The sequence below is a fragment of the Priestia sp. ST2 genome (assembly GCF_055810735.1).
On sequence record NZ_JBVVNT010000005.1, the window covers coordinates 173,277 to 186,049 of the forward strand.

At 38.5% G+C, this 12,773-nt stretch carries 13 protein-coding genes; 3 read left to right on the top strand and 10 right to left on the bottom strand.

Annotated elements, in window-relative coordinates; translation table 11 throughout:
• The first annotated feature begins 263 nt into the window (after positions 1 to 263).
• Positions 264 to 1,661, top strand: a complete 1,398-nt coding sequence (locus AC0KUU_RS22330; RefSeq protein ID WP_043977411.1) for an amino acid permease — start codon at positions 264 to 266, stop codon at positions 1,659 to 1,661.
• A gap of 37 nt (positions 1,662 to 1,698) precedes the next feature.
• Here AC0KUU_RS22330 and AC0KUU_RS22335 read toward each other — a convergent pair whose 3' ends face one another.
• Positions 1,699 to 3,411, bottom strand: a complete 1,713-nt coding sequence (locus tag AC0KUU_RS22335; RefSeq protein WP_043977414.1) for a high affinity choline transporter 1 — start codon at positions 3,409 to 3,411, stop codon at positions 1,699 to 1,701.
• A gap of 628 nt (positions 3,412 to 4,039) precedes the next feature.
• Here AC0KUU_RS22335 and betB point away from each other — a divergent pair.
• Together betB and AC0KUU_RS22345 are read left to right on the top strand one after the other, a co-directional pair.
• Entirely contained in the window at positions 4,040 to 5,530 is a 1,491-nt protein-coding gene (betB, locus tag AC0KUU_RS22340) for a betaine-aldehyde dehydrogenase (protein ID WP_322552500.1), read from the top strand.
• A gap of 21 nt (positions 5,531 to 5,551) precedes the next feature.
• A complete protein-coding gene (locus AC0KUU_RS22345) occupies positions 5,552 to 6,754 on the top strand; it encodes an iron-containing alcohol dehydrogenase (RefSeq protein WP_043977419.1) in 1,203 nt (400 codons plus the stop codon).
• Between the two features lie 42 nt (positions 6,755 to 6,796).
• Here the strand turns inward: AC0KUU_RS22345 and cudC are convergent, their stop codons facing one another.
• The 9 genes from cudC to AC0KUU_RS22390 all read right to left on the bottom strand — a co-directional run bounded on the left by cudC (position 6,797) and on the right by AC0KUU_RS22390 (position 12,635).
• Entirely contained in the window at positions 6,797 to 7,351 is a 555-nt protein-coding gene (cudC, locus tag AC0KUU_RS22350; protein ID WP_028409671.1) for a choline uptake/conversion transcriptional regulator CudC, read from the bottom strand.
• A 228-nt stretch (positions 7,352 to 7,579) separates the two neighbouring features.
• A complete protein-coding gene (csrA, locus tag AC0KUU_RS22355; RefSeq protein ID WP_013085431.1) occupies positions 7,580 to 7,810 on the bottom strand; it encodes a carbon storage regulator CsrA in 231 nt (76 codons plus the stop codon).
• A 25-nt stretch (positions 7,811 to 7,835) separates the two neighbouring features.
• Positions 7,836 to 8,258 carry a flagellar assembly protein FliW gene (gene fliW / locus AC0KUU_RS22360; RefSeq protein WP_043977425.1) on the bottom strand — a complete coding sequence of 141 codons (423 nt, stop codon included), beginning with the start codon at positions 8,256 to 8,258 and terminating at the stop codon, positions 7,836 to 7,838.
• A gap of 81 nt (positions 8,259 to 8,339) precedes the next feature.
• The gene (gene flgL, locus AC0KUU_RS22365; RefSeq protein WP_043977427.1) at positions 8,340 to 9,221 is read right to left on the bottom strand and encodes a flagellar hook-associated protein FlgL; all 882 of its coding nucleotides are present in this window, start codon (positions 9,219 to 9,221) and stop codon (positions 8,340 to 8,342) included.
• A 2-nt stretch (positions 9,222 to 9,223) separates the two neighbouring features.
• Entirely contained in the window at positions 9,224 to 10,747 is a 1,524-nt protein-coding gene (gene flgK, locus AC0KUU_RS22370; protein WP_322552501.1) for a flagellar hook-associated protein FlgK, read from the bottom strand.
• An 18-nt stretch (positions 10,748 to 10,765) separates the two neighbouring features.
• On the bottom strand, positions 10,766 to 11,227 hold the full coding sequence (locus AC0KUU_RS22375) for a flagellar protein FlgN (RefSeq protein ID WP_322552539.1): 462 nt from the start codon (positions 11,225 to 11,227) through the stop codon (positions 10,766 to 10,768).
• 21 nt (positions 11,228 to 11,248) lie between these two features.
• Positions 11,249 to 11,503: a flagellar biosynthesis anti-sigma factor FlgM gene (gene flgM, locus AC0KUU_RS22380; RefSeq protein ID WP_014457790.1), complete on the bottom strand. Its 255-nt coding sequence runs from the start codon at positions 11,501 to 11,503 to the stop codon at positions 11,249 to 11,251.
• A gap of 159 nt (positions 11,504 to 11,662) precedes the next feature.
• A complete protein-coding gene (locus tag AC0KUU_RS22385) occupies positions 11,663 to 12,076 on the bottom strand; it encodes a TIGR03826 family flagellar region protein (protein ID WP_162215092.1) in 414 nt (137 codons plus the stop codon).
• A gap of 61 nt (positions 12,077 to 12,137) precedes the next feature.
• Entirely contained in the window at positions 12,138 to 12,635 is a 498-nt protein-coding gene (locus AC0KUU_RS22390; protein ID WP_035335757.1) for a ComF family protein, read from the bottom strand.
• Positions 12,636 to 12,773 lie beyond the last annotated feature (138 nt).

Genomic DNA, 12,773 nt, shown 5'->3' on the forward strand with positions numbered 1-12,773 from the left:
ATAAGATGTATGTCGAAAATTTGTATAAAATGTACGTATATACCAGACATCCCAAACGGCGAATAAGTCTACAGTGAATAAATCAAGTCTATTCCGACTTAAAAATCGACAATTTTAGTAACTTAAAGTCGATTTTTATAGGAATTTGATAATTGGCACACTTCTTGCTTATTATAAAGGTAAGGGGAGGAATTTCTATTTATATTTTCAGAATTTACTTTATTTTCTAATAGTCTTTCGATAATTTTAAAGGAGTGAATACGATGGGAAACAAAACAGAATCACACGGAAAGTTAAAGCAACGTCACGTTTCCATGATTTCCATTGCAGGTATTATCGGAGCCGGCTTATTTGTAGGAAGCGGATCCGTTATTAATGCAACAGGCCCAGCAGCAGTAGTTTCATATGCAGCAGCCGGACTGCTAGTCGTTCTATTGATGCGTATGCTCGGTGAAATGGCTATGGTAAACCCAGATAAAGGCTCATTCGCAACATATGCTCAGCAAGGAATTGGCGCGTGGGCAGGTTATGCTGTCGGATGGCTTTACTGGTTTTTCTGGCTAATTGTAATTGCGATTGAAGCCACTGCAGGAGGAGCAATTGTTCATGAATGGCTCCCTTCCGTACCAATTTGGCTTTTGAGCTTAATCTTAACCTTTGCATTAACTTTAACAAACTTGTTCTCTGTCAAATCATTTGGAGAATTTGAATATTGGTTTGCTATGATTAAAATTGTGGCAATCGTTGCTTTTATGGGAATCGGTTTAGCTATTATTTTCGGATTAATCCCAGGTACATCTTCACCTGGTCTAGCTAATTTAACGGGCCACGGAGGCTTTATGCCAAAAGGTACGAACTCTATCTTTTTGGGAGTTATTACCGTTATTTTCTCTTATTTCGGGGCTGAAATTGCGGCTATTGCAGCTAGTGAATCAGAAAACCCAGCAAAAGCTATCACAACTGCTATTCGCAGTGTCGTATGGCGAATTTTAATTTTCTATATTGGTTCAGTTGCTATTTTAGTAACTCTTTTACCTTGGAACTCAGCTGATTTACTAAAAAGTCCATATGTAACAATGTTAGAAATGGTCAATATTCCAGCAGCTGCACAAATTATGAATTTAGTCGTATTAGTATCCGTTTTGTCTTGCTTAAACTCTGCTTTGTACACGAACTCACGAATGATTTTGTCATTAGCTCAAAAAGGACAAGCTCCTCGCGCTTTAGCAAAAGTAAGCAAATCAGGCGTGCCGGCAAGAGCTGTATGGATTAGCACAGCTGCTGCATATGTATGTGCTATCTTTAGCTTCGTTTCGCCGGATAAACTCTTTTTATTCTTAGTTAATGCATCAGGAGCCATTGCTCTTATTGTGTACTTAGCTATCGCTATTTCTCATTTACGCCTGCGTAAGAAAATGAATCGAGCAAACCAGCCAATTAAAGGGATGAAAATGTGGTTGTTCCCGTATTTAACATACGTAACAATTGCTATTATTACAGTGATCTTCTTATCAATGGCATTTATTGATTCGATGCGCTCACAGTTTTTCTTAACTCTTGGATTAACCGCTGTGGTTCTTCTTTCATACTCGTTCATCAAAAAAACAAACAACAAGCGACCTGACGATCAATTTTCCGAGTCAGAAAATATTGCAAAATAAAAAAGCCGCAGATGCGGCTTTTTTATTTTGCTTTTGATTATTTCTCAACCGATATGTCACGATGAAGATTTCGAAGCGGCTGAGGAGGGCAAATACGTCGCGTCGCGTAGGAAACGATAAAAATAGTTAACAACCCGCCTATCATCGCAAATGTGCGAAACGGAAACATGACCACTCCGTCTTCAATCATCGGATACGGAAGCAGCGCTTTTAAATGAAGCATCGGTTCTCCTCCACCTATTCGAAGAACAAGAGACACAATAAACCCAGCCAAAGATCCGTACCAGTTAGCTCCTTTAAAGAATAAAGCACAAACCAACTGCGGAAAAAGTATACAATACACGAGGTCCCCTGATAAATACCATAAAGAGTAGACACTCTCAGAGTTCAAAGCAATTAGAGTTGCTCCCGTTCCAATGATAATGATAGAACGTTTAATAACTTTATCTAACTGCGCCTGTGTCGCATTTGGTTTTACAATCGGACGATACACGTTCCAGGCTGCCATCCCCGACGCTGAAAGCAACGAAGCCGCTACTGCAGCCATAACGGCAGCAGCTAGTCCTCCAAGTGCAATCGCTCCTACTAAATCGGGCGTTAGGTATTTAAATACATACGTTAAAATCATGGACGCGCTCTCAGGGCTTGACGCTCCAAATGAAGACCAGTCTGCACTATAACCTATCATTCCTATTAAAGTTGGAGGCAGGGCCGCTAACGCGCAAAAGATGCCGGCTGTAATAGATAGCCACATTGCTGCTTTTTCGTTTTTAGCAGATAACACGCGCTGAAAATAAATCTGCCATGGAATACCACCAAAAATAAGTAAAAATGTGCTATCCCACCATTGCCAATATGTATTTCCCCATTTCGGATCTTCCCAGCCTTTTATTGGAGGAAATAAATGAAGAGAACCAGTCATGCCTTCTGAATAAGTAGAAAAAACTGCTCCCACCCCTCCCGTATTCGAAAATGCAAAGGGAAGCACCAGAAATAGTCCTAAAAACATAATAGAAAGCTGTAAGATATCGGTATGTGCTACTGCCCACAAGCCGCCAATCACGGTGTATGCAATGGCAATAAGTGCGGAAAGAATGATGGAAATTGAAAAACTGAGGCCTAAAATCACACCGAATGTCGTTCCTAAAGCAGTTAAGATAGCTGCGCTCCAAAACAGTTCTCCCAGTATAGCTGGAAAATAAAGAACCGTAGCCATTTTCTTACCAAAACGAGATTCTAGAGGATCGAGCATTGTCATAAACTCAAACCTTCTCATCTTTCTAGCAAAAAAGATACCGCCTAAAATCAAGCTGATTGAATAACACCATGGCGCTTGAGTCCATGTCAGCCCTGAGGAATAAACGGTTTCGGCCGTTCCAGCAATATACCCTCCACCTACCCAAGTGGCGGTCATTGTGAACATTGAAATCCATAGCGGCATAGATCTTCCTGCAACAAGCATATCATCTGATTTTCCTTTTTTACTTGCAGCGGCTCGAGCACCAATAAAATAAATAACACCATACATAATGAACATTAAAATGAGGCCTGGCCAATAGAGATCTGGATTATAGAGAGAATAGATAAATGCGACAACCATAAAGATGGAAAATCCTATAATAGTTGTCCATAAGGGGGTTAGTAGACGGTTGTTCCTGCTTGATTTCCCTGAAAAGTCAGAAGTCTCATTCGACTTTTCAGGCCTGGCTTGTTGTGTGTCTGAACGAAATGGCTTTTTAGCATTTTGCATCGTCTCACATCCTTTAAATTGATAAAGAAATCTAAAGACATAATTGTCCTCTATTCCTTTTTCCTACCAGCATACAATTAAACCTAAAAATAGATTTTTTAGAATAAAATATAAATAGTTGGATTATAAATACCAATGCGAAGGGGAGAAATTACGTTTATATAATTATATTAAAATAATTTAAATTTATTTTTTTTATTATTTTGCTAAGAACTCATAATTATTTTCATCTTCTATCTAAACTCCTTTCTTAATTTCCACATTCAAAATCCTTTGTTTCTCGAGGTTTGTATGCAAGCAGATATAGTACTATGGTTAATATATCTGAATGTTTAGGATATTGTCAAAAAAGTTTGAGTGTTTTCATATAAAAAAAGAATAATATTCTCATAGCTCGTACATAAAAAAACCTTTTGTATCAAGGGACATAGCAATCAGTGATTTTTTATTACTTTTTGTTAAATTTTTTCTTAATATCCGAATGATTAGTCTCTTCCAGAGAAGATAATCTAATAAATTCTGAACATTTGGGGTTTTTGGGTTTGACTAAATTAAATAACCGATGCTATAATTCGAATTGTTAAGAACATTAAATATAAATTTAACAAATTCTATTATTTGGAGGTCGATGCTATTGGAACAAACACTTACGCTTGAAAAAATGCACATAAACGGCGAATGGGTTGAAGCACGCAGCGGCGAGAAAAGAGAGATTATAAATCCTTTTAACCAAGAGGTTATCGCTGTCGTTACAGAAGGAAATCGTGCTGATACTGTAGAAGCTATTGAAGCAGCTAGAAAAGCTTTTGATGCAGGTGAATGGTCTAAATTTACAGCGGCCCAAAGAGGTTCTTTACTATTTAAAGTAGCGGAAGAAATTCGTAATGATCGTGAAGAACTCGCTAAACTTGAAACCTTGAATACTGGAAAAACCCTCGTTGAAAGCCTGGCAGACATGGATGGAATTGCTGATGTCTTTCAATACTATGCTGGATTAGCAGATAAAGATGGTGGACAGATGATTGAGTCACCTAATCCCGATTCTGTTAGCCGCGTTGTCCGCGAACCTGTAGGTGTATGCAGCCAAATTACTCCTTGGAATTACCCTTTATTGCAAGCCTCTTGGAAATTGGCTCCGGCACTTGCTGCTGGGAATACAATTGTTATTAAACCAAGCGAAATCACCCCTTTAACAACTATTCATATGATGAAAATTTTTGAAAGAGTTGGCTTTCCATCAGGCGTCATTAACATTGTACTCGGCCCGGGTGCGACCGTTGGACAAGAAATGGCAGAAAGTCACTTAGTAGATTTAGTTTCCTTTACAGGCGGCGGTGTATCTGGACGTAAAGTCATGCAGGCTGCCGCAGGCAACTTAAAAAAAATCGCTCTTGAACTCGGTGGGAAAAATCCGAATATCGTCTTTGCTGACGCTGACTTTGACACTGCGGTTGACTATGCATTAAATGCGGTCTTCTTTCATGCCGGTCAAGTTTGTTCAGCTGGTGCGAGATTACTCGTTCAAGATGATATTCACGATAAATTTGTTTCAGCAGTTATTGAACAAGCCAAAAAAATTAAGCTAGGAGACGGCATGGATGAGGCCACTCAAATGGGACCCGTCATCTCAAAAGAACACCTAGCTAAAGTGGAACATTACATTGAACTTGGGAAACAAGAAGGTGCTTCCCTTATTTTAGGAGGCAAACGTCCAACTCAAGAGTCTTTACAAAAAGGTTTATTCATTGAACCAACTATTTTTACAGACTGTCATGGAGATATGAAAGTTGTCCAAGAAGAGTCATTTGGTCCAATTATGACCATTGAGCGCTTCAGTACTGAAGAAGAAGCGGTGGCACTTGCTAACGATACAATCTATGGATTAGCTGGAGCCGTTTGGACAAGTGATATGAATCGAGCTGAACGTGTAGTGAAAGCACTCCGTATGGGAACAACTTGGATTAACGATTATCATCCCTACTTCCCGCAGGCTCCTTGGGGAGGTTATAAGCAATCTGGGATTGGAAGAGAGCTTAGCCACATTGGGCTAGAAGAATATACGGAAATTAAACATATTTATACGAATACAAATCCACAGCCAATGCGCTGGTTTCAATAAAATTCAAGGGGGAATGTAAAGATGTTTATGCGATTTGAAAGAATGGAACGTTTAAAAAGTTTTGAGATGCCAACGGTTGTAAAACATGGAATTGGTGCTGTTAAGCATACTGGAGAAGAAGTAAAAAACCTAGGTGTATCTAAGGTTTTACTAGTAACAGATCCTGGTGTAAAAAAAGTAGGTTTAGCAGATCCTGTAATCGCTAGTTTAAAAGAAGCGGACGTAGACGTTATTCTATTTGATCAAGTAGAAGCCAACCCTTCTATTCACGTGGTAGCAAACGGCACAAAAATGTACAAAGAAAATGGATGCAACGGACTAGTAGCTGTTGGAGGCGGAAGCTCAATGGATACGGCAAAAGCTATTGGTGTAGAAGTAGCTCATAATGCTCCCGTCTTAGATTATGAAGCAGCTGAAGGAAAAAAACCTTTAACAAAACGTATCCCTCCTTTAACAACCATTCCTACAACTGCGGGTACAGGAAGTGAAGTCACACAATGGGCTGTCATTACGGATCCTGTTCGTGAGTTTAAGTTTAATACAGGTGGACCTTTAATTGCTGCCCACTTAACAATTATTGATCCAGAACTTCACGTATCTATGCCTTCACATATTACGGCCGGTACAGGAATTGACGCATTAGCTCATGCAATTGAATGTTATACATGTCATTTTGCACAACCAATGACAGACTCTGTTGCTTTGTTGGCTATTGAGTACGTTGGAAAATACTTACGACGTGCAGTTGCAAATGGACAGGATATCGAAGCACGCTATGGAATGGCGCATGCAGCTATGCTTGCTGGCCTTTCATATGGAAGTGAATCTGCAGGAGCAGCTCACGCGATGGCTCAAACATTAGGAGGCATTTATCCAATTGCCCATGGCCCTTGCGTAGCAGCAATGCTAGGTCCTGTAATGGAATATAACTGGATGGGCGAGCCTGAAAAATTTGCGCGCATAGCTCAAGCTTTAGGAGTTAATACACACGAATTAACGCTTGAAGAAGCAGCTCAAGCAGCTGTTCGTGAAGTATATCAACTAGTTAAAGATGTACAAATCCCTTCTTTAGAAGAACAAGGTGTTCCAAAAGAAGCGGTTTCTCGCTTAGCTCAAGAAGCATTTAATGATCCACAAACAGTTGGTAACCCTCGTGATTTAACTGTAAAAAGTTACGAATGGATTTATAATCGCTGCTTCGAAGCTACACCATTAACTGTATAAAAATGATAAAAAGGCTGTTGATTTTTCAACAGCCTTTTTTATTTACTCTTTCGCTAATTCTTCATTTAAAATATCGATGATTCTTCGGTCGTCAAAAACTTTCACTACTTTTTTCAAGAAATGATAATAATGTTTGGACTCTATAATCTGCGCTAAATTCCGCTTTGCTTTTACTGCGATCTCCTCAGGCACATCTTCATCATTTAAGAGAATCTGCAGCTTGTTTTCCGCTTCTTCGATTGCCTCTAAATTAACTGAAATTTCTCTTTGCCACTTCTTACAGAAAAATGAAAAAAAGGACTTAGAAAAATCTTTTTCTGCTTCATATAAGTCTTTTCGAACACCTTTTTTCCACACTTTGTGGACCATATCAATATTTTGCAGTGAACGAATGGATGTACTCATCGTTGGTTTACTCATACCCAATTCTTCACTCATTTGATCTAATGTAACAGGCTCATCCATAAAATAAAGCATACCATACAGCCTTCCTACTGAAGGTGTGACCCCATATAAATCCATCGTATCAGCTAAAGCGCTGACAACTACATCTTCTGCTTCTTTTAATAAATCATGATACTCTTGAACATCACTCATTTACTCTTCTCCTCTTTTGTTAAATTCATTTGAATTATACTTAATAAATTTAATGATACACGATAAAAAGGAAAAAAACAGAAATTCAGTTCAATTTTTTTGATAAAAAAGAAGCCTTTCTCTTAAAGAGAAAGGCTTAAGACATAGTGGGGAATACTATATGTTTATCTTTCCCGATTTAGATATTATTTATACCGTATATTTTTGATTATTTTCAAACCGATCGTTTTATTTCTTTTTCGGTAATTGTTTCAGCATATCAATAGCATGTAATGTAATTTGAGAAGCACTTTTATTTTCGTTACGTATTTCTTCATAAATCTCTTGTCTATGAATATCTACAGATTTTGGAGCTTGAATTCCTAACTTTACTTGATCACCATTAACTGCAAGGACGGTCACTTCAATTTCATCACCTATTTTGATTGTTTCATTTAACTTTCGTGTTAAAACAAGCATGGACTCACTCCTTATCTTATTCCTCTTACTCAAATAACCTGTGCTTCGTTTCGTAAGCTGTATTCATTAAAATCACTTGCTTAGCAAGCTGTTGCTTTGTATTAATAATAACAGGAGCCTGCAAATTAGCCGTTATCTTTTCCATAGAATCTGACATCGTAAGCAATACGTAAACAGCTGCATCTTCCGCTTGTTGTAATTGAAGCTTTTCGATTTCCTGAGGTTCTAGGTGAAAATCATAATCTAAAAAAAACTGAAATGGATCCGTGATAATAAAAGCTAATTCTTTGGTTTGAATAGACTGCAGAACTTGGAAAGCTTCGGCTTCTGGAAGTGGTAAAATAACGAACTCAGTTTCTTCCAAAAAACCTGGAATCCCTTGATTGAATGTCAGTGTTTGCTGATTATCTATTTCTATATCTCCATGATAGCTTGTTGAAATTTTCATCTCATCACACCTTTGCTAATTGATTTTTTCTTGTTATCTTTTTTCATTATAAAAAAGCTCCTTCTGTTTAGAAGGAACTTTTTAACGCAAGAAATCTAGCAGCGTAGGCTGAATAATTTGAGCTCCTACTCCCAAAGCAGCACGATGCACGCTTTCTTGTACGGTTAAATCCGTAATGACTTTTTCAATATCTGCATCTTCATTATTTGAAAGCATCTTAGTAGCCGTAATTTCCTGTGAATCAAGGCGGTTTTCGATCAGCTCAAGCCGATTGCTCCTTGCTCCCAATTCAGATCGCTCCGCTAATAGCGTAGACAGCTGCGTGTCTACCTGTGTAGAGAGATCTTTTAGTGAGTTTACATCGTTTTGTTCAAAAGCTGTTTGAACATTCTTCATTAAGTCGAATGCTCCTTGTCCAAAAATGTTTTCAGGATGAATATTGACTCTCAGCTGGATACCTTTTGATACTTCAACTGAAAAAGGATCCAGGTTAATTTTCGATTCTATCATACCGCTTTCATTCTCACTTATAGGCGGTGCTCCTACATTTACACCGTTAAAGATATAGTTTCCTGCCACCTGCGTATTGCCCACTTGCATATAATCCAGCTTTAACTGTTCGATTTCACGTGCAATCGCTTGGCGGTCATCACTTTCATTCGTACCGTTTAACCCTTGCACGACCAGCTCCTTAGTGCGCTGAAGAATGGAATTGACTTGTTCAAGTCCTGATTCTGAACTATCAAACCAAGACTGTGCTTCTGTTAAATTACGTTTATATTGATTTACTTCAGAAAGATTCGAACGATAAGCCATTCCTTTAGTAGCCACTACCGGGTCATCAGAAGGACGAGTAATTTTCTTTCCAGTCGATAATTGGTTTTGAAGTGTTTCCAGCTTATTATAGCTATTGCTAATCTGTTTTAACGAATTAGCCGCTAACATTCCTTGTGTGACGCGCATCTTTACCTTCCTCCAGTTCCAAGACCGTTTACAATTTTATCAAGCATTTCATCAATCATAGTCACCATACGGGCACTAGCGTTATATGCATGCTGAAACTGAATCATATTGGTCATCTCTTCATCTAATGAAACTGCACTGGTAGACTGGCGCCTTTGCTCTACAGCTCCCTGAAGGGTTTCTGAATTACTTTTTAAGCGGTTGGCTTGTTGGGCATCTACTGACATTTGGCCAATAACAGATTGATAAAAGCCATCTAGGGAAACAGCTTGATTCCCGGAATTAATAAGCACCTTTTGACGAAATTGAGACAATAGCTGAGCATTTTTTCCATCTCCTTTGCGGCCAGTTCCATCATCCCCAGAGGAGGCCGAAGAAGCAGCAGCAATATTGTTTGTGTTTTGTTTAATTTTATCAGCAATAACAATTCCATTTGCAGCCCCTTCTTTCTGAGAAATCTCATTAAAAAAGGACATACCAGGATCACCATCTAGCGTGACACCTTGTTGGTGCTTATCATTAAACCAATTTACAAATTCATATGCCATTTCATCTAAATCATCAATCATTGAAGCGTAAACACCTGTTTTATTACCACTATTATCTATATATCCGGAAGCCTCAATTAACCCTTTAAGTTTTCCTTGAGGAAATGACTCAGGGTTCCGTATCTGATCCCCTATATGAATTTCCGTCACATAGGAATCTTGATTTGTTTTCAAACTGATGGCATTTACTTGATGAGTTTTCCCATTTAAAAGAGTAATAGCCCCCTGAGACGTTTGAAGCTGAACCGTTACCACTCCTTCTGACGTTGCAGAAGCGTTCCCGCTGCTTTTTGTATACTCTAAAGAAACCGGCATAAATTTAGAAATCTCATCTAGCAGCCGATCTCTTTCATCATACAAATCATTAGGCAAATAGCCATTCGGTTCTACGCTTTGTATTTGTTGGTTCACATTACTTATTTGCTCTAACAAAGAATTCACTTGTGTTACCGCTACGTCACGCTCGTTTTGTAAATCACCTTGAACCGTTTTTAAAGAAGTAGATAAATAAGAGAAAGTATCGCCTACTGCTTCAGCTCGTTCAATCATAACAGACCTGGCTCCTGCTTCTGAAGGGTGTGAAGCTACATCTTGAATGGACTCAAAGAATTGATTAAAAACAGCTGAAAGTCCATCTTCAGTAGGTTCATTCATAATTTCCTCCATTTTTTCAAGAGCGCCAGCGCGCGCATCCCAATACCCCACTTTAATGGTTTCATCTCGATACTGGGTATCTAAAAATGTATCACGTATTCGCTCTACCGTGCTGGCTTCTACTCCCATTCCTATTTGGCCCGCAGTTCCAGTCTGATTCATCCCTGGGGCTGGATAAGCTGGGAACGTTTCTAAACTTACTCGCTGACGCGTATAGCCCGGCGTATTTGCATTAGATACATTATGGCCAATTGTGTAAAGAGCTGCTTGTTGGGCATCCATTCCTCGTTTAGCCACCTGCAAACCATGAAATGTTGAACTCATTCTGCTTTCCTCCGTTCTTTATGCCTTCGAATTAAAAATAGAGTTGGACTGAAACGATCTATTATTTGTTTTTGTGTAATTGAACGAATCCTCTCGTTTCGATGGAACAAGAAGGTCTAGTTCGGTATGAATCAGCTGCAAAGACTGTGTGAGCAGCTGATTGTTTAAGTCATTTGCATACTTTATATCTTGAATTATATCTATTAGCTGTTTTTGAAAGGGTATCAAGATGGAGTACTCAGAGAATGAGGCTGCCATTTCTTCAATGGAGTGAGCAGCATGTCCGCTTTTTTCCATCGCCTCTATACGTTTTGTTTCCAGTACAGAAATAGCAGCTATATGAGATTGCTCTTTTTGCAAAGAAGCCGTCAATGCCTTTACATCTTGTTTAATAATAAAGTTCGTTTTCTCTTTAACAATAACAGACAAACTTTTGTGAAGCGTTACTTGTTTTTCTAGTATCGTTTGAATTTCTTGCACGTTCAATCAATGTCAGTCCTTTTATTTTTTATAGAAATCTACAATACTTTTAGCAATTTCTTTTCCGTTAATTTCGTATGTTCCGCTGTTAATTTGCTGTTTTAGTTTCTCCAATTTTTCAAGTCTTTCTGGAGATGGTTCATTTCCCTGAAGTTTCTTCGCCTCAGATGAAATATGAATCTGATCTTGTGGATTCTTTTTAGAGACCTGTTCTGTTTTTTCTGATTGTTTTTTGTACGGATTTATTCCAAATAAGTTCGACGGGTTAATCTTCATCTCTCTCACCTCTTTTTATATTTGTATCCGTTATCTCTATTCATTATATCGGAATTTCCGCCTAAACCTTTAGCATCGGCAAGGAAGTTGAGACCATTTTCACAGTCCACCTTAAACATAGGTCTATAGATAGAGAATCTGCAAACACTCCGCACACTTTTACTCTTTTTTCCTTTCGTTAGAACGATAGGTGGGACGCGTCGGCTCTTCATTTGAACGAATTATCTCACGATTATGCTTTTCTAACCCATGTTTAATTTCTTGAGAGCATGAATGACAGAGTTTACCTTCTCGAATCTGAGCGTTGCATTGCATGCATGGATAGCTTATGTTTGGAAAGTTCATTAGCACTAATCGACCTTGTCGAATAAATTGATGAATTAACGAATCTGAAACGCCCGTTTCTTTCATTACTTCGTAAGTCGTTGCTGTACGATTTGCTCTCTTCTTCAAGAATGAAGAAACACGTTGAAACAGAGCTTCTTCTTTGTCAAAACATGATTTACATATGTTTATTGATCCACTTTTTACAAATAAATGACCGCATTCCCTGCAATTATCTAACGTTCCCATATTCGAAACTCCTCATTTGTTTTTTATTTTACTATCGGTCAAAGTTTTAAATTATACATCTTCATGCACGAATTAAAGTGAGCGAACGAACTGAACGTGCCCCAGCTTCCTGCAAACAATTTGCCGCTTGGCGCACGGTTGCTCCTGTTGTATAAATATCATCAATCAAGAGAAATTCTTGATTCGTAACCATTGAGGAATTGACTACTTTAAATTCCAGTCTTTCTGCCAGCCGACTTCGCCTATTTTTCTTTGATTGCTTTGTTCCTGAACAGCGAACAAGAGGCATTTCTATGTTGTCACTGATCAGTTCAGCTAGCGCTAAAGATTGGTTAAACCCTCTCTCATATAATCTCTCGTCCGTTAAAGGTATAGGAACTAGTATAGCTTTTGGATTACATTCTTTTTTATAGAACTTATACCACTGCTCCTTGAATGCTTGGATAATTTCATAATCTCCTTGAAATTTAAAACGTTCTATTATGCTTTGCATAAAATCATTGTACGTATAAAGAGAACGGTTGAAAAAAGAAGCATCATTCCATTTCTGACAGTCCATACATGTGTCTAGCTCATAATGAGAAGAAGCGAGGTCTGCAAGAGAACGGCCGCATCCCCTGCAAATGCTACTGGTGATGATGGGACATTTTTGCAAGCAAACAGTGCAAATTCTGTCCGTTGAAGAAGGTTTTAACAA